This window comes from Agathobaculum butyriciproducens (genome assembly GCA_003096535.1).
Lineage (GTDB): Bacteria > Bacillota > Clostridia > Oscillospirales > Butyricicoccaceae > Agathobaculum > Agathobaculum butyriciproducens.
In genome coordinates this window covers 97292-112785 of the sequence record QEKJ01000007.1, presented here as the reverse complement: position 1 = coordinate 112785, position 15494 = coordinate 97292, and the positions used below count along the sequence as shown (strand labels likewise).

General features: G+C 55.1%; 13 protein-coding genes and 2 pseudogenes. 2 read left to right on the top strand and 13 right to left on the bottom strand.

The genetic code is table 11. From position 1 onward, the window contains the following. From C7386_RS13965 to C7386_RS07485, 11 genes and pseudogenes are all read right to left on the bottom strand, one after another. Positions 1–152 (bottom strand): annotated as a pseudogene (locus C7386_RS13965) (helix-turn-helix domain-containing protein); the annotation flags it as partial. 890 nt (positions 153–1042) lie between these two features. Next, positions 1043–1171, bottom strand: a pseudogene (locus C7386_RS07530) (Maff2 family mobile element protein); the annotation flags it as partial. Positions 1172–1264: 93 nt separating this feature from the next. Beyond that, a complete protein-coding gene (locus C7386_RS07525) occupies positions 1265–3052 on the bottom strand; it encodes a VirD4-like conjugal transfer protein, CD1115 family (protein WP_116705173.1) in 1788 nt (595 codons plus the stop codon). Then, positions 3049–3525 carry a PcfB family protein gene (locus C7386_RS07520; RefSeq protein ID WP_055270781.1) on the bottom strand — a complete coding sequence of 159 codons (477 nt, stop codon included), beginning with the start codon at positions 3523–3525 and terminating at the stop codon, positions 3049–3051. The genes C7386_RS07525 and C7386_RS07520 overlap by 4 nt, the downstream gene beginning before the upstream one ends. Before the next feature lie 82 nt (positions 3526–3607). Then, positions 3608–3955 (bottom strand): DUF7768 domain-containing protein, encoded by a 348-nt coding sequence (locus C7386_RS07515; protein WP_116705172.1) that lies wholly within the window; start codon positions 3953–3955, stop codon positions 3608–3610. 48 nt (positions 3956–4003) lie between these two features. Then, on the bottom strand, positions 4004–4840 hold the full coding sequence (locus C7386_RS07510; protein ID WP_116705171.1) for a DUF6017 domain-containing protein: 837 nt from the start codon (positions 4838–4840) through the stop codon (positions 4004–4006). A 27-nt stretch (positions 4841–4867) separates the two neighbouring features. Further along, the gene (locus C7386_RS07505; RefSeq protein WP_116705170.1) at positions 4868–5650 is read right to left on the bottom strand and encodes a phosphoadenosine phosphosulfate reductase domain-containing protein; all 783 of its coding nucleotides are present in this window, start codon (positions 5648–5650) and stop codon (positions 4868–4870) included. A gap of 34 nt (positions 5651–5684) precedes the next feature. Next, positions 5685–6188 (bottom strand): hypothetical protein, encoded by a 504-nt coding sequence (locus C7386_RS07500; RefSeq protein WP_007883215.1) that lies wholly within the window; start codon positions 6186–6188, stop codon positions 5685–5687. Between the two features lie 19 nt (positions 6189–6207). Continuing rightward, positions 6208–6471 carry a DUF5720 family protein gene (locus C7386_RS07495; protein WP_007883217.1) on the bottom strand — a complete coding sequence of 88 codons (264 nt, stop codon included), beginning with the start codon at positions 6469–6471 and terminating at the stop codon, positions 6208–6210. Then, positions 6461–7075, bottom strand: coding sequence for a hypothetical protein (locus C7386_RS07490; RefSeq protein WP_116705169.1), 615 nt, complete (start codon positions 7073–7075; stop codon positions 6461–6463). Before C7386_RS07490 ends, C7386_RS07495 begins: the two co-directional genes overlap by 11 nt. Before the next feature lie 51 nt (positions 7076–7126). Continuing rightward, positions 7127–8041: a ParB/RepB/Spo0J family partition protein gene (locus tag C7386_RS07485; RefSeq protein WP_116705168.1), complete on the bottom strand. Its 915-nt coding sequence runs from the start codon at positions 8039–8041 to the stop codon at positions 7127–7129. A 279-nt stretch (positions 8042–8320) separates the two neighbouring features. Here C7386_RS07485 and C7386_RS07480 point away from each other — a divergent pair, with 279 nt between their 5' ends. Further along, complete coding sequence (locus tag C7386_RS07480; protein WP_254175641.1) at positions 8321–8584, top strand: hypothetical protein; 264 nt, start codon at positions 8321–8323, stop codon at positions 8582–8584. A 185-nt stretch (positions 8585–8769) separates the two neighbouring features. Here C7386_RS07480 and C7386_RS07475 read toward each other — a convergent pair whose 3' ends face one another. Then, a complete protein-coding gene (locus C7386_RS07475; RefSeq protein ID WP_116705167.1) occupies positions 8770–9564 on the bottom strand; it encodes a hypothetical protein in 795 nt (264 codons plus the stop codon). 396 nt (positions 9565–9960) lie between these two features. Next, on the bottom strand, positions 9961–13521 hold the full coding sequence (gene nifJ / locus C7386_RS07470; protein WP_116705166.1) for a pyruvate:ferredoxin (flavodoxin) oxidoreductase: 3561 nt from the start codon (positions 13519–13521) through the stop codon (positions 9961–9963). Between the two features lie 318 nt (positions 13522–13839). Here nifJ and C7386_RS07465 point away from each other — a divergent pair, with 318 nt between their 5' ends. Continuing rightward, positions 13840–15363, top strand: a complete 1524-nt coding sequence (locus tag C7386_RS07465) for a YifB family Mg chelatase-like AAA ATPase (protein ID WP_116705165.1) — start codon at positions 13840–13842, stop codon at positions 15361–15363. The last annotated feature ends 131 nt before the right edge of the window (positions 15364–15494 follow it).

The window sequence follows — 15494 nt, the reverse complement described above, 5'->3', positions numbered from 1 at the left end:
TCCTCTTTCCTCATATCACGCTCTAACAGTGTGTGCCAGAGTGGCTTATAGCTGATGTGCATATTGTTTTCCTGCCTTTCTATCTATACCACCGGGGCGGCTGCCCCGGCAGGAACTTTTCTCTTATTATAGCACCAATCTTGTGAAATCACAATTTATTCTTGTATCCTGCCGCTGATACCGTCTGGATTGGTTTTCCTTTCTTTTTTGTTCCCTTTAATTAGCCATGAACTGCTTCATGCCCTGAGATTTAGCACCAGATAGCCATAGGTAAGCATTTGATATGATCTCCAGCTTTTCCCCGGCTCCACACCGTGCGTGCAGCTTTCACCGCACACGGCGTTCCATCGAATTTGGTCATACAGGGCTTGCGACACTTTGTGTGTGCTTCTTTTGCCAAATTCGACTTGTGGCCTTTCCTCCACCGTTTACTTTTTCACGGCTTCATAGGTACTACGCCACTACTTTCACTGAAACAAAGAATGGTTATTGCCTTCTCACGAAGGTATTCCCATCCACCATCTCGCAGCCTTGCAACAGGCTAAATGTTTTCAGCTTCCTGCGTTCCGATATTTCTATCATGGGCCGCATTTAGGTTCTTCCTCTAAGCCTGTATTCAATTCTTTACGAATCGTGCCGCCTGTAACGGCACATGGACTTTCATAACAACCATTTTTACTTGTCCACGAATACCTCCGTATAAGGAGTACCACCGTTTCGATGGTATCAACGTTTAGACTTGTACATTCAGAAGTTCGTCAGTATTTCCATACATACTAACCATGTGCGGCTGACACCCGGCATATAGGATGCGCTATCCACCTCTGGACAGCTTTCGATTTCAGCCTTGCAGCCAAAACTACGGCATCTCTCTGCCGACTTCACCGAGCTTCTGACAATCGGCGGTTGCGCACCTATGCCAGTCGGAGTATTAGTGTGGACGCTTCGGGGCGTTACCCCCTCATTTCATCCATCGAAATATCAGTTCTCCAAGGTTTTGGACTTCATTCGTCCTTCGACCTGTGCCTGACCTTTTCAGTCAGGAACGCATCGCACGGTTGTCGTTGCCGTAGCCCTCCAGCAGATTGATCGCACCCCAAATGCCGAGGCCAGCGCCCAGCGCCACAACGAGGGTCTGAAGAACACCAACAGCAGAATTAAAGAAAGCCATAAATAGTACCTCCGAAAAATATGTTTTAGATTTTGGAGGGTACATTTCTTCCACGAAGTTTCATCGAGTCGTTGTCAAATTAGGCTGCCGCCGTCAGGCGACAGGTTCACCGGAAAGGTCTGCCTGATACACCTCAACTGCATCATCCGGCTTGAGCTTGAGGCGATGGGACAGAAAACGCTCTATGTCAAAGGCGTATTTCTTGTCATAATCCGCTGTGTAGCGGTAGAGGGGATGCTTGGTGAGATCATATTTGTTGGACAGAAACGGGCGGACGCCGCGAAGCTGCAAGATGCACTTGCCGCCATCCAGCACGGCAAGCTCATCTACGCTCATCAGCTCCTTGCCCAATTTCTGATAGTTCAGCGAATGGGAAACCTCGCGGCCACGGCTCTCGCCGGTGTTATAGCTGTCGATGGTTTCCTTGCCCAGCGCCGCCGCCAGCTCTTTCAGCGTACCGGGTTCCTTTCCACCCAAAAAGATGGAACAGTCCATGTTGCCGACAATCGTATCCGCGCTGTCTTTATACAGGGCTTTAAGCTGGCTCTGTGCCTGCAAGACAAGGCAGCAGGAGATTTCTCTGGAACGGATCGTCGCAACCAGCTTTTCAAGTCGCGGTATCTGCCCGATATTCGCGGCCTCGTCGATCAGGCAGCGGACATGAACCGGCAAGCGTCCGCCGTACACATCATCTGCCTTTTCGCAAAGCAGATTGAAAAGCTGGGTATAGCACATGGAAATGAGAAAGTTAAAGGTATCATCCGTGTCGGACATGATGATGAACAGGGCGGTTTTCCGGTCGCCCAGCGTGTCCAGTTGCAGCTCGTCATAGGCCGTCAGCTCCCGAAGCTCCTGAATGTCAAAGGGAGCAAGCCGTGCGCCGCAGGAAATCAAGATGCTCTTAGCGGTCTTGCCGGCACTTAGCTTGAATTTGGCATATTGGCGGACGGCGAAGTGGTCTGGCTTGCGCTTTTTCAGCTCGTCGAACATCAAGTCCACCGGATTTTTGAAGTCCTCATCGTCCTCGCGCACCTCCATCGCATTGATAAACTCAATGAGCGTAGAGAAATTCTGTTCCTCCACCGGCGCTTCATAGTGGATGTACCCGATAAGGGCGGTGTAGAGCAGCGTTTCCGCTTTCACCCAGAAATCGTCACCGGCTTTGCCCTCGCCCTTGGTGTTGGCAATCAGCGTCGTGACCAGCTTCAAAATGTCCTTTTCCGAGTGGATGTAGGCGAACGGGTTGTAGTGCATGGACTTCTTGAAGTTCAGGGAATTGAGAATCTTGATCTGATACCCGTTCTTTTGCAGCGCATGGCCGCAGGAAACCACGATGTCCCCTTTGGGATCGGTGACGACGAAGCTGGTGGGATAGGTTTTTGATGTGCATTGGAGCAGATTGGGCTTCAACCAAAAGCGGGTCTTGCCCGAACCGCTGCCGCCGACGATCAGGACATTTTTGTTCCGCGCCGTTTTCGGGTCTTTGGGGCGGCTGTTCATCGTCAGCCGCTCCGTCTGCGTGAGAATGATGTTGTTCTCAAATGCGGGATCGACGTAGGGCTTGATGTCCTCGGCGGTTCCCCAACGGGCGCTGCCGTACTCCAGATTTTTGCGAAATTTCTTGGTGTTTTTGCCCTTGATATAGACCGCCAGCCGAATGGCGATGGCGGCGGCAACGCCCACGCACAGGTCAATGGGATGAAAGCTGGGGACAAGGGAGTGAAACGCCGTGTTCAGGCCGGTCATAATGTTCAGGAGCTTCGTGGAAGCGTCTGAACCGGAAGCCAGCCGCACCGCCTCGCTGACCTTGGTGGCCAGCAGTGCGATGAACACATACGGAATATTGGGAAGAATGAGCTTTTTGACATTGACTTGCTTCATCGTTCCAGCTCCTTCCGCTTTGTCCTGTCTACCACAGCCGCCTGAATGAGCGACTTGAAGTGTTGCAGCTTTTCCAGCACCGAGGGGCGCTCCGCCTTTCTGACCTGCTTGGCGGTATATTCCTTGAACGCGGCGGTCATGGCGTCGGCGTCCGGCGCTTTGAAGAACACCATGTATCGCTTTTCGCCCTTGACCTTGAATGGAGCGAAGTCAATGCCATACTTCCGGGCAATCCGGTTGAATGAGCCGATATTCTGATCGGTGACTTCAATGCTCTGCAATCCCTTATCCTTGGCGGCAAGCTGCTTGACGGTCATTTTTCCGTGGGGATTGGCCTTGCTGTACTGATGCTTCTGGCGGTCGTTTTTCAGCTGCTCCAGCAGCTTGGCAATGGCTTTGCGAAATTCCTGTTCGCCCAGCTTTCCGCAGGAGATCATCAGGGATACGATTCTCTGTTCAACTTCTTCCTGCATGACTTATCACGCTCCTTTCCTCCGATTTGCAGGGAGAACGCCGGGACACTAAGGCGGTACCACCAGCCGGTGCAGAAGATGCTCATTCATTTCTGCGCCCCTGTCCCTTGACGGTCAGGATGCCGTCCAGCGTGGTGGCGGTGATCCGCAGGCGCTCGGCCACGGCGATGTCGTTTTTCACGCTTTCATTCACGGTGCCGCCGCAAACCACCAGCACACGAGCGCGGCGCAGATACTCCCGCGCCATGTCGATGCAGTCCTTGTGCTCCTGCGGAATCTCATCGCGCAGGAACAGCGGCAGAAACAGCGTGGGGCAGACGGGCGAAAAGCCCGCGTCATAGACCGCCCTGCAATACTTGGCGGCATTTTCGGTGTTCTCAAACTCGTTCTCGCTCCACGGAGCGGTGATGTAGGCAAGGGGGCGTTTCATCGGTATCAAATCCTTTCTCCCGGAATCGGGCATGAAAAATGACGGCCTTTAGGGGCCGCCGTGAAAATCGTGATTGACCAGCATGGCATAGTGGTTGTCGATGGTGGAAACGGAATTGAACAGCGCCGCCATGAGATAGGCTTTCGTATTCCAAACGCGAGTGGTGTTCTCGCGGATACCGTCCATGACCTTTTCGATATGCATGGAGGTGATCTTTTCAAAGCGCTGTTGGACGAAGCCGGTGGGATACTCCGCATCCCGCCCGATCTTGACTGTGGGGCTGCGGTTCATAGCAACCTCCAGCATAATCTCCACCAGCTCATCAAGCTGCATCCGGTCATACTGCTGACAGAGAATGGCGTATTCGATTTGCTCTCTGATCTCCGCTTTTTTCTCAAATCCGTCCGTCATTCCGTCCGCCGCAGGCAGAAAGAATGAATGAGTGCTTGATAGATCAGTATTTGATTTTTGAGTATTAGATTTCTTAGTATTTAATTGCGCGGGATTATCCGTATCCGGTGCCTCCGTATCCGGGTTATCCAGATACGGGTTTTCCGTATCTGGTAAAGTCGTATCCGGTGGAGAGGGCTTTCGGGGCTTCTCGAAGATGGTGTACTCCGTGTCGGAAATGCGCCCGTCCTTGCCGCGAAGCTGACGGCGGATGATGTAGCCCGCCAGCTCCAGCTCCTTGAGCGTTTTCCCGATGGCGTCCACGCCCTCCTTGCAGATCGTAGCCAGCCCCCGCGTGGTGTAATTCCACTCGTCGGGGAGGGAGAGCATCATGGAGAGCAGCCCCTTGGCTTTCAGGGAAAGATTGCTGTCTTTCAGGTGATGGTTGCACATCACCGTGTAATCCCGCGTCCGTTCAACGCGAAATACAGCCATATTGCTTCAATCCTTTCCGCAGAATGGTCAGGCTGTTTGACCGTCCTCCTTGGCAAATCGCTCGTCCAGCCGCTCCACGCTCCAGTTCTGCTTGAACTGTCCCAGCGGGCCGGGGCCGAACTGCGCCAGCGCACGGCGATCCAGCTCCAGCAGCTTTTCCCACAGCTCCGGGTGATGCTTTCGCAGCTTCCGCAGCTCGTCGATACGCTGGAATGGGCAGCACCAGCAGGACGCACGGTGGTATATCTCATACAGCCCGCTGAAGTCAAAGCCCCGGTCATAGCAAGCTTGGAGTGCCTGCGCCTCCGTGATGCCCCATTCCACGAGGGGATACCGCTCATCCTTGCAGCGCCACGCTTCATCGGCGGCGATGCCGACATAATGCAGCGCGCCCAGCTCGCCTTTGAGCCGGTTGACTTCCTTGGTGATGAGGTGGGTTTTGAGCAGCCCGGTACACCAGCGGACGCGGATTCCCGGCCAGCCGTTGCCGTAGGGCGGGATGCCCAGTTTTGCACGGTTTTCCAGACTGCGGGGCTTCTGCTTGGGTTCATCGAACATCAGGTATTCAAAGCCCTTGGGATGCCGCAGCGTAGTGATATGGATGCCGCGCTCCCTGTAAAGATGCTCGTCCAGCTTGGCAAGATGCGCATACATTTCGGGAAACTCCATGCCGGTGTCCGCCGACAGCACCATGTCGATGGACATACCGCGCTCGATCATCAAAAGCAGCATGGCGGTACTGTCCTTGCCACCGGACAGGCTGACGGCGTGAAACTGCTTGCCGTTTGTGTTCTGAATGGTTTCCCGCATGGGGAAGCCGCTCCGTTTTCACTCCTTTCCCACATCACAGCTCATAGATGGGCTGCTCGTGTTCGTAATAGGGATCGCACAGGGCGGCAAGCTCGGCCACCAAGTCCTCCAAATCCAGAGAAATCTCGCTGTCCGCCCAATCGCTGCCCTTGTAGACACGGTACTCGGTGACGTATTCGCCTTCTCCAGCGTTCACGCTGAATTTGGCAACGACGGCAAAGCCCATATCCTCCAGCAGCCACAGCTCCATCGACCGGGCGGCAAACACCGCGCCGATATAGCTGTCGCCCACGTCCTCATAGAGAAGCGTCGCTCGCTGCTTGAACAGCTCCGCGCTTCGATAGTCCAAGCTCAGCGCATTTTTGCCGTCTGCGCGGTAGGCATAGACCGTTTCAGCCTTGTTCCAAACGGCTTGCAGCAGGGCGTGATAGTCGATGTTTTCCAGAAACTCGTCGATCTCCGTTTCCGTGTAGCCGACCTCCGTACCCTTGCGGAACAGCGTGGTCAGCGCTTTTTCCAGCTCTGTTACTCTGCTCATGGTAATTCCTCCAATCATTTTAGTGACGCCGCTTTTTCCGGTCAGGGAGGATATGCCCCTCAATAACGGCGGCGTGTTTGCGGATTTTGATTTCTCCGCGTTTCTCGGATGCCTGCGCCTTGGCGTATCCCACGTCGGAGAGGAACAGTCGCAGCCGTTCGCCCTTTTCGCCTACGGGGGATTTCCACGACAGGACATCAAAAATAATCATGTGGCGGGTTTCGTCCATAAAGCGCTCCAGCGCAAGGATGCTGTGCCCGCCGACAAAATCATCAGCGTTCATATTCGGCACCTCGCGCTCTGATCTGAAAGGCGGCAAGCCCATAGCGGGCGATCAAAGTGGCGTTGACGATCAGGCGCAGCGCCTCCGGGTCAATGACCTCCGGTTCTGCCAAGTCCGCCATTGTGACGGCCTCCGTCTTGTCGCAGAGGTCACGCGCCGCCATGAACAGCGCGTAGTTGTGCGGCGAGGTGTTTTTCAGCACCGCATAGCCGAACTCGATCCCGTCCTTGCAGAAGCAGTTTGCCGTGCGGCGGTAAATATCGTCGTTGGAAGTCAGCAGGTACATGGCCGCATAGTAGGCGTTGGTATCCCTGCGGCGGCGGTAGCCCTGCACGGCGCATTGATACTGCATTCGGCGCTCATGCTGCTCGTTGCTCCAAAGGCTTCCGGGATAGTGCTTGATCAGCAGGTTCAGGCGCTGGAACAGGCGGCGTTCATGGGGAAATGTCTCTAAGACTGCCTCGCGGTAGCCGACCACACCGGCCTCGATACGCTCGGCCAGCCACGGGCAACGCAGGGCGGTACAGCCCAGCTTTTTCACATACTCGGTACAGAGCTGGCAGCTCACATCCTTGGGGGTATATTTGAATGTGTTGATATACATGGCGTCCTCCTTTTGGCATGAAAATAGCGGACAAACAAACTGCTTGTCCGCTCATCGGCTCTGATCGCGCTGGCGCTTTTTCTGCCATGCGTCCAGTAATTTGAAGATGGTGTTCTCAATCTGAAATGGGGTATAGGAACGTGGGAAATATTTGCGGAGCTTTTCACCGGAAAGGGTGATGTCGTTCTTCTCCGGTTTCTTCTGCTCCATCATAATGGAGAGCATGGTGTCCTCGTTCAGCTCACCGCTCTGACTGAGCTTTTTCATCCGCTGCGCCTGCGAGAGCGAGGGGGTGGCCTGTTCGCTGTCGATGGTTTCCAGAAGCAGCCCTTGTTCCTTGGGTGTCAGCGCCGCAAGCTGATAGGCGGGACTGAGGGCGATTTTCTTCTCGTCCACCATCTGCTGAAGCTCCGGGACTAACTGCGTCAAGGCGATGTAGTTGCGGATGGTATCTCCGCTCACCCCGGCATCCTGACCAACTTCATCATCGCTGCGGAACTTCGCCGAAATTTTCGGCGAAGTCAGATCCGTCCGTGCGCCCTGCCGCTTGATGGCCTCCATCTTCATCTTGTAGGCTTTGGCGCGTTCGGAGGGGAGAATGTTCTCTCGCTGGAGGTTGCTGTCCACCATGATGATGGTGGCAGCGTCCCGGTCAATGTCGCGGACAATGACTGGCATGGTGGCCAGCCCAGCCAGCTCGCAGGCGTGTTTGCGGCGGTGGCCTGCAATCAGCTCATAACCGCCGTCCTCCCGTGGCCGTGCCAGCGCGGGGACGAGGACGCCGTATTCCTTGACGCTTTCGGCGGTTTCCTGCATGGACGCATCCTCTCGCACCTGAAAGGGGTGATCCGGGAACGGATGCAGCTCAGAGAGCGAAATCTGAACAACTACTTCCTGCTGCGGTTTCGGCTTTTTGGATGGCACGGGCTTTTTGCCCGGTTCCTTCTGCACGGTTTTTTCAGGCATTGTGTTCCTCCTGTCGGCATCTGATTTTGGGTACAAAAAAAGGACATTTCTTCTTTGCAGAGGAAATGTCCTGATTTTTTGGACGGGCTGACAGCCCGCCCAAACGGTATTTTATTTTTGTCGTTACTATAACACCCCCTACGAAATAACTACTTCGCGGCTCGATTTTTCGGTTTGGAAAAGGATGAAAAACCTTGCCAGATAACCGAAAACCCTTGATATACGGGGCTTTTCCGGTTTGTCGTAATTATACCGTAAGGGCATACAGCAGCTACAAATATGCACCAACTGACAGGCGACTTCTACACCGTAGGCGAAGTGTTAGGACATACACTTGCGGGTATCGGCGTATCGCTTGGGCTGTCTATGAACTTTGAAGCTGTTACCGCCCGTTATGTGGACGTGCGGCTTGAACGCAAAAAAGAAGTCTTAGACGCTTATCATGGGGCGGTCAAACAGGCAGACCCGGCAAAGGCAGAGAAAGCCGAGCCGAAGAAAGCAAAGAGCGCGGCAAAGAAAAAGAGCAGCGATTTAGAGCTTTAACCGCTGTATCTCTTTACCGCTTCTTATATCGTTTTATAGCCCCGCGTGGGATTTGGGCACCATTTGGGCACCATTTACCGAAAAAGCACCACTAACACAGGCGATAAAAGAAACGCCGAGAACGCGCAAAAACATAGAGTTTATGCGGGTTTCCGGCGTTTTCTAATCCCTCAACCGACCTAAAATCATCTTGCGGCAGAGAGAAAAATTCTACTATTTTTTATCCAGCGTCCCTGTTCGTCATACCAGTATTTCTCGGTCGTGCCCTCCGCCTCGTCCACACAGGTGGCCGTGCGCGCGGCATCGTCATACGTCCACTGATAGTCACAGGTTCTCATCTGTCCGCCCGCGCTGACATGCACTTGCTTTACGATGTTGCCATGCGAATCCAGTATGCAGTACTGCGAGGCAAGATAGGTACCATCGTCTTCGTATATGTCCATATTGGTGACGGTACTGCCTGTTTGCGGGTCGGTTTCGGTGATCTTGCGGCCGGTCAACGCGCCCTGCGCGTTGTGCGTTTCCTCCAGATACGTTTCAGTCGCATCGCCGCGGTAGTAATACGTCGATATGCCGCCATAGTCGGTTTCCATACGGATAAGCCGTCCCTGTTCATCATACTGGCAAACCGAGTCCGCTTTTCCGCCCTGACCGAAGAAATACCGCGCCGATGTATTGCCGATGTACACATCACGGCTGCTGCCGACCGATGCCAGCTTGCCGAACGTCGTACTCGACCAAATCTCACGGTTCTGTGCATCGTATCCGGTGACAGTGTAGGTCGGGTCGCCCTCACCGAAGTCCATAACGGACTGTTCGATTCTTGCCGCCGGTGCGACCCACGGCAGCAGCCACCAGTTATCTGTCGTTGGCCTCATGTAGCGCAAGCCATTCACCGCCAGCGCCCCGAAAACCCCAGCTGTACAGACGGCAGTTGCCGCCGTCAACATTCCCACACGTTTGAGCAGATCTTTGTTCATAAACATCCGCCTTTCTCTATCCGATTGTCCTGCCTGTCTTATCTGGTTTCAGTATAGCATAAATTTTTCCGGAAGGATATATCTCTTTGTATTTTGAAACAGAAATGTATCATGCAGCGGCAAAATCGTTTGTCTGCGCCCGGTTGGCGACGGTGCGGGAGCACAGTGTGCTCCCCTGCGATTGCGCGTGTGCAGCTGAATTTACCGGCGGTGCGCCGAGGTCGCACCCCAGGGCACCTTCTCTTGCCCTGACGGGCAATTCACCTTGCCGCACCCTATGGTAAAGTCTAACATCGGATACAATTCGCGTATGTTACGAAATAAACGCAAAAAAATCCCGCAGAGAAAACCTCTGCGGGATTTATTATGCTATTTCAGCAAGCGTTTTGCGCGATCTTACGCCTCGGGAGCGTACAGATCCTGCAGGCGCTTCAGGTGAGCGTAACGCTTGGTAGACTCTACCTCGGAACGCTCGAACAGGCCCTCTGCACGATCCGGGAACGAACGGGTCAGTGCAGAGTAACGAGCCTCGCCCATCATGAACTTGCGGTAATCCTCGGTCTTGGGCTCCTTGGACTCCAGAATGAACGGGTTCTTGCCCTCGTCAGCCAGCTGCGGGTTGAAGCGGAACAGGTTCCAGTAACCGCAGTCAACAGCCTTCTTCATCTCAGCCTGGCAGTTGGTCATGCCGCCCTTGATGGAGTGCATCTCACACGGAGCATAGCCGATTACCAGCGACGGGCCCGGATAAGCCTCAGCCTCAGCGATGGCCTTCAGGGTCTGAGCCGGGTTAGCGCCCATAGCTACCTGTGCAACGTAAACGTAGCCGTAGCTCATAGCGATCTCAGCAAGGCTCTTCTTCTTGGTGGTCTTACCGGAAGCTGCGAACTGTGCAACAGCGCCGATGTTGGTAGCCTTGGAAGCCTGTCCGCCGGTGTTGGAGTAAACCTCGGTATCGAATACCATAACGTTTACGTCCTTGCCGGATGCCAGAACGTGATCCAGACCGCCGAAGCCGATATCGTATGCCCAGCCGTCGCCGCCGAAGATCCAAACGGACTTCTTAGCGAGGTATTCCTTGTGAGCCAGAACATCCTTGCAGTCCGGGCAGCCTGCTGCTGCGCCCTTTTCGAGCTCTGCAACCAGTGCCTTTGCCGGCTCAGCGTTAGCAGCGCCGTTGTCCTTGGTATCCATGAAGCTGTTAACAGCGTTCTTGAAGCTGTCGGTAGCGTTCTCAGAGCCAGCCATAACTTCCAGCTTGGAGATCAGGCGCTCACGGAGAGCTTCCTGACCATAGTACATGCCAAGGCCGTGCTCTGCGTTATCCTCGAACAGGGAGTTAGCCCATGCCGGACCGTGGCCGTTTGCATCAACGGTGTACGGCGAGGTAGCAGCCGGGCCGCCCCAAATGGACGAACAGCCAGTAGCGTTGGAGATGTACATACGGTCGCCGCAAACCTGAGTGATCAGGCGGGCGTAAGAGGTCTCTGCACAGCCTGCGCAGGAACCGGAGAACTCAAGCAGCGGCTTCTTGAACTGCGAATCCTTTACGGAGTTCGTGGAGATCATGTCGGCCTTCTCGGAAACCTTTGCTACGCAGTAATCGAATGCATCCTGCTGAGCAGCTTCCTCTGCCTGCGGTACCATCTTGAGGGACTTGGTCGGGCAGACGCCGATACATACGCCGCAGCCCATGCAGTCCAGCGGAGATACAGCCATGGTGTACTTGTAAACGCCCTTGCCCTTGCCTGCCTTGATGTCAACCAGCTTGGTGGAAGCCGGTGCAGCAGCAGCCTCTTCTTCGGTCAGTGCAAACGGACGAATGGTAGCGTGCGGGCAGACGTAAGCACACTGGTTACACTGAACACAGGTAGCCTCGTTCCACTGCGGAACGGTAACTGCTACGCCGCGCTTCTCGTAAGCAGCTGCGCCGTGCTCGAAGGAGCCGTCAACATGCTCGCCTGCGAATGCGGATACCGGCAGGGAGTCGCCGTCCATGCGGCCGATCGGCTCCATAACGTCCTTGACCATCTTGACAACTTCCGGACGGCCCTGCAGATCGCGGGTATCAACCTCGTCCTGTGCGTCAGCCCAGTCAGCCGGTACGTCGATCTTCTGGTATGCGGTAGCGCCGATGTCGATAGCCTTGTGGTTCATATCAACGATGTCCTGGCCCTTCTTCAGGTAGGACTTGGTAGCAGCGTCCTTCATGAACTGGATAGCCTGCTCGCTCGGCATTACCTTAGCCAGTGCGAAGAATGCAGACTGCAGAATGGTGTTGGTGCGCTTGCCCATGCCGATCTCGATAGCGAGGTCGATTGCGTTGATGGTGTAAAGCTGAACGTTGTTCTTAGCAATGTAGCGCTTCTCGGAAGCTGCCAGATGCTTGCTCAGCTCTTCCGGAGACCACTGGCAGTTGATGAGGAATACGCCGCCCGGCTTAACGTCACGCACGATCGGGAAGTGCTTGGTGATGTAGGACGGGTTGTGGCATGCTACGAAGTCAGCCTTGTTGATGTAGTAAGGAGAACGGATCGGCTTGTCGCCAAAACGCAGATGCGAAACGGTTACGCCGCCGGTCTTCTTGGAGTCGTACTGGAAGTAAGCCTGTACGAACTTGTCGGTGTGGTCGCCGATGATCTTGATGGAGTTCTTGTTCGCACCAACGGTACCATCGCCGCCGAGACCCCAGAACTTGCACTCGGTCGTGCCTTCTGCTGCGGTGTTCGGTGCCGGCTTCTCCTCGAGGGAGAGGTAGGTAACGTCGTCGTTGATGCCCAGGGTGAACATCTTCTTCGGCTCTGCCTTAGCCAGCTCCTCGTATACAGCGAATACGGAGGACGGGGGCGTATCCTTGGAACCCAGACCGTAACGGCCGCCGGTTACTACCTTATCGGTGATGCCTGCATCAGCCAGAGCGGTAACAACGTCCATGTAAAGCGGCTCGCCCTGGGAGCCCGGCTCCTTGGTACGGTCGAGGACTGCGATCTTCTTAGCGGTCTCCGGGATAGCTGCGATCAGCTTGTCAGCACGGAACGGACGGTACAGACGAACCTTAACCAGGCCGACCTTCTCGCCGTGTGCGTTCAGGTAATCGATAACTTCCTCTGCAACGTCGCAGATGGAGCCCATAGCGATGATAACGCGGTCAGCGTCAGCAGCGCCGTAGTAGTTGAACAGCTGGTAGTTGGTGCCGAGCTTGGCATTTACCTTGCCCATGTACTCCTCAACGATGCCCGGAACAGCTTCGTAGTACTTGTTGGCAGCCTCGCGGTGCTGGAAGAATACGTCGCCGTTCTCGTGAGAGCCGCGCATCATAGCGTGCTCCGGGTTCAGTGCGCGCTTGCGGAATGCTTCAACAGCATCCATGTCGCACATTTCCTTCAGATCCTCGTAATCCCAAACCTGGATCTTCTGGATCTCGTGGGAGGTACGGAAGCCGTCGAAGAAGTTGATGAACGGAACACGGGACTTGATGGTAGCCAGATGTGCTACTGCAGAAAGGTCCATGACCTCCTGCGGGTTGGTCTCAGCCAGCATAGCGAAACCGGTCTGGCGGCAAGCCATAACGTCGGAATGGTCACCGAAGATGTTCAGTGCATGAGATGCAACGGTACGAGCGGAAACGTGGAATACACACGGAAGCAGCTCGCCTGCGATCTTGTACATATTCGGGATCATCAGCAGAAGACCCTGAGAAGCAGTGTAGGTGGTAGTGAGCGCACCTGCTGCCAGAGAGCCGTGTACGGTACCCGCCGCACCTGCCTCGGACTGCATTTCGATTACCTTAACGGTAGTACCGAAAATGTTCTTCTGACCTGCGGCAGCCCACTGGTCAACGCTGTCTGCCATGGGGCTGGACGGGGTGATCGGATAGATACCCGCAACTTCGGTAAACGCGTACGATACGTGCGCGGCCGCAGTGTTGCCGTCCATGGACTTCATCTTTCTTGCCATGTTGATGTCCTCCTATAAAAAATTATAATTCTCAATCGGAATTAAAAGCCCTCGTTTTGGTGTATTTTAACCTAAACTAAGCCTTACCTGCCCCTTCATTGTAGCACTCACGCACAAAGTTGTAAACAGTAAATGTACTATTTTCCGCACTATTTTTCAAATTTTGATAAGCCGTTTCGTATTATGAAACGCGTGCAAACTTTTTATCATGGAGTTTCTGTGTTTTTTCCGTGTTTTTTATTGCGTAATCTGATGACACATAGTATAGTATTAGATGTATAGTTATATGGTTATGCCATAAGTATCGGAGGGATCGGCATGGTATCTCGCGTATTCTCCGCAGGACTGAGCGGCATTGACGGCTACATTGTCACCGTCGAGTGCTTCCTCTCCGGCGGTCTTCCCCGGCTGGATGTCGTCGGTCTGCCGACCGGCGCGGTATCCGAAGCCGGAGAGCGCGTCCGTGCCGCCGCAAAGGCCTGCGCCTTTGACTGGCCCGTGTCCCGACTGACCGTCAACCTCGCACCTGCCGACACAAAAAAGGCAGGAACAGCATACGATCTGCCCATTCTGCTTTCCATTCTGGCGGCAGCGGGCGAGATTGATGCACCGCCCGACAACGCTCTCTTCTTCGGCGAGCTTTCCCTCACCGGAGAGCTGCGGCCTGTCTGCGGTGCGCTTTCCATGGCGCTTGCCGCGCGTGATGCCGGTTTCAAAACCGTGTTCGTTCCCGCGATGAATGCCGCTGAAGCATCCTATGCTTCCGGTGTGACGGTGTTTCCGATCCGTACATTAAATGAGCTGCTCGGACATTTGAACGGCAGAAAGCCGCTCACGCCGTGTGCTCCTCCGCCCAGGCCCGAACCGCAGGACGATGCGCTGGATTTTGCGCATGTGCTCGGTCAGCACGCGGTCAAACGCGCGCTCGAGATCGCGGCTGCAGGCGGACACAACGTGCTTCTTTCCGGACCGCCCGGTTCGGGCAAGAGCATGGCTGCAAAGCGCTTTTCCACCATCCTGCCGCCGCTGTCTGACAGCGAACGGCTGGAGGTTATCCGTGTCTGGTCCGCCATCGGCAGAGGACAGGAGGCGGTCGAACGTGCCGAACGGCCGTTCCGTGCACCGCACCATAATTCCTCGGCTAACGCGATGGCTGGCGGTTCGGGGGCCGCAGGGCGGCTGCCCGTCCCCGGCGAGATCACGCTCGCGCACCGCGGTGTGCTGTTTCTGGATGAATTTCCGGAATTCCGCCGCGATGTGCTCGAAACCCTGCGCCAGCCGCTTGAGGACGGCAGAGTTACCATCTCGCGTGTCGCCGGTCAGGTGACGTATCCGGCACGGTTTCAGCTCATTGCCGCGATGAATCCCTGCAAATGCGGCTGGTACGGCACGGAACGCTGCACCTGCACCAAGGCTGCCGTTCAGCAGTATCTGCACCGTCTGTCCGGTCCGCTGCTCGACCGAATCGACCTGCAGGTTGCTGTGCAGCCGGTTGAATACGCCGCGCTTGCCGCACGAGGTCAGGCCAGTGAGGAACACTCCGCCGACATTCGTGCCCGTGTGCTCGCCGCGCGCGAGCGGCAGTATGCCCGGCAGGGCGCCGACGTATGCAATGCCGCCATTCCGCCGCCGCAGCTTGCCGAGCACTGCCCGCTGAGTGCGGATGCGTCTCGTATGTTTGCGGCCGCATTTCAGCGACTGGGGCTGACCGCCCGTGCGCATGACCGCGTACTGCGTGTTGCCCGCACGATCGCCGATCTGGCAGACAGCAGTGTCATCGAGGCTGAGCATCTCGCCGAGGCTCTGCAGTACCGTTCACTCGACAGAGCCGCGGGTTCTTGACAGCTTGTGGAAAAGTCTGTGGACTATGTGTATAAATTTACAATTACTGTAATTTCACCTAAATTCGACCATTTATTGACATACTGGTTTGTTTTATCGGCAAACCAACAACCAGTCAGGAGGAAAATTCA

What these genes read in the sequence shown, in the direction of transcription:
- C7386_RS07525 (WP_116705173.1), bottom strand. Translation starts at nt 3,052, where the DNA reads ATGAAGCAAGTCAATGTCAAAAAGCTCATTCTTCCCAATATTCCGTAT.
- C7386_RS07520 (WP_055270781.1), bottom strand. Translation starts at nt 3,525, where the DNA reads ATGCAGGAAGAAGTTGAACAGAGAATCGTATCCCTGATGATCTCCTGC.
- C7386_RS07515 (WP_116705172.1), bottom strand. Translation starts at nt 3,955, where the DNA reads ATGAAACGCCCCCTTGCCTACATCACCGCTCCGTGGAGCGAGAACGAG.
- C7386_RS07510 (WP_116705171.1), bottom strand. Translation starts at nt 4,840, where the DNA reads ATGGCTGTATTTCGCGTTGAACGGACGCGGGATTACACGGTGATGTGC.
- C7386_RS07505 (WP_116705170.1), bottom strand. Translation starts at nt 5,650, where the DNA reads ATGCGGGAAACCATTCAGAACACAAACGGCAAGCAGTTTCACGCCGTC.
- C7386_RS07500 (WP_007883215.1), bottom strand. Translation starts at nt 6,188, where the DNA reads ATGAGCAGAGTAACAGAGCTGGAAAAAGCGCTGACCACGCTGTTCCGC.
- C7386_RS07495 (WP_007883217.1), bottom strand. Translation starts at nt 6,471, where the DNA reads ATGAACGCTGATGATTTTGTCGGCGGGCACAGCATCCTTGCGCTGGAG.
- C7386_RS07490 (WP_116705169.1), bottom strand. Translation starts at nt 7,075, where the DNA reads ATGTATATCAACACATTCAAATATACCCCCAAGGATGTGAGCTGCCAG.
- C7386_RS07485 (WP_116705168.1), bottom strand. Translation starts at nt 8,041, where the DNA reads ATGCCTGAAAAAACCGTGCAGAAGGAACCGGGCAAAAAGCCCGTGCCA.
- C7386_RS07480 (WP_254175641.1), top strand. Translation starts at nt 8,321, where the DNA reads ATGCACCAACTGACAGGCGACTTCTACACCGTAGGCGAAGTGTTAGGA.
- C7386_RS07475 (WP_116705167.1), bottom strand. Translation starts at nt 9,564, where the DNA reads ATGAACAAAGATCTGCTCAAACGTGTGGGAATGTTGACGGCGGCAACT.
- nifJ (WP_116705166.1), bottom strand. Translation starts at nt 13,521, where the DNA reads ATGGCAAGAAAGATGAAGTCCATGGACGGCAACACTGCGGCCGCGCAC.
- C7386_RS07465 (WP_116705165.1), top strand. Translation starts at nt 13,840, where the DNA reads ATGGTATCTCGCGTATTCTCCGCAGGACTGAGCGGCATTGACGGCTAC.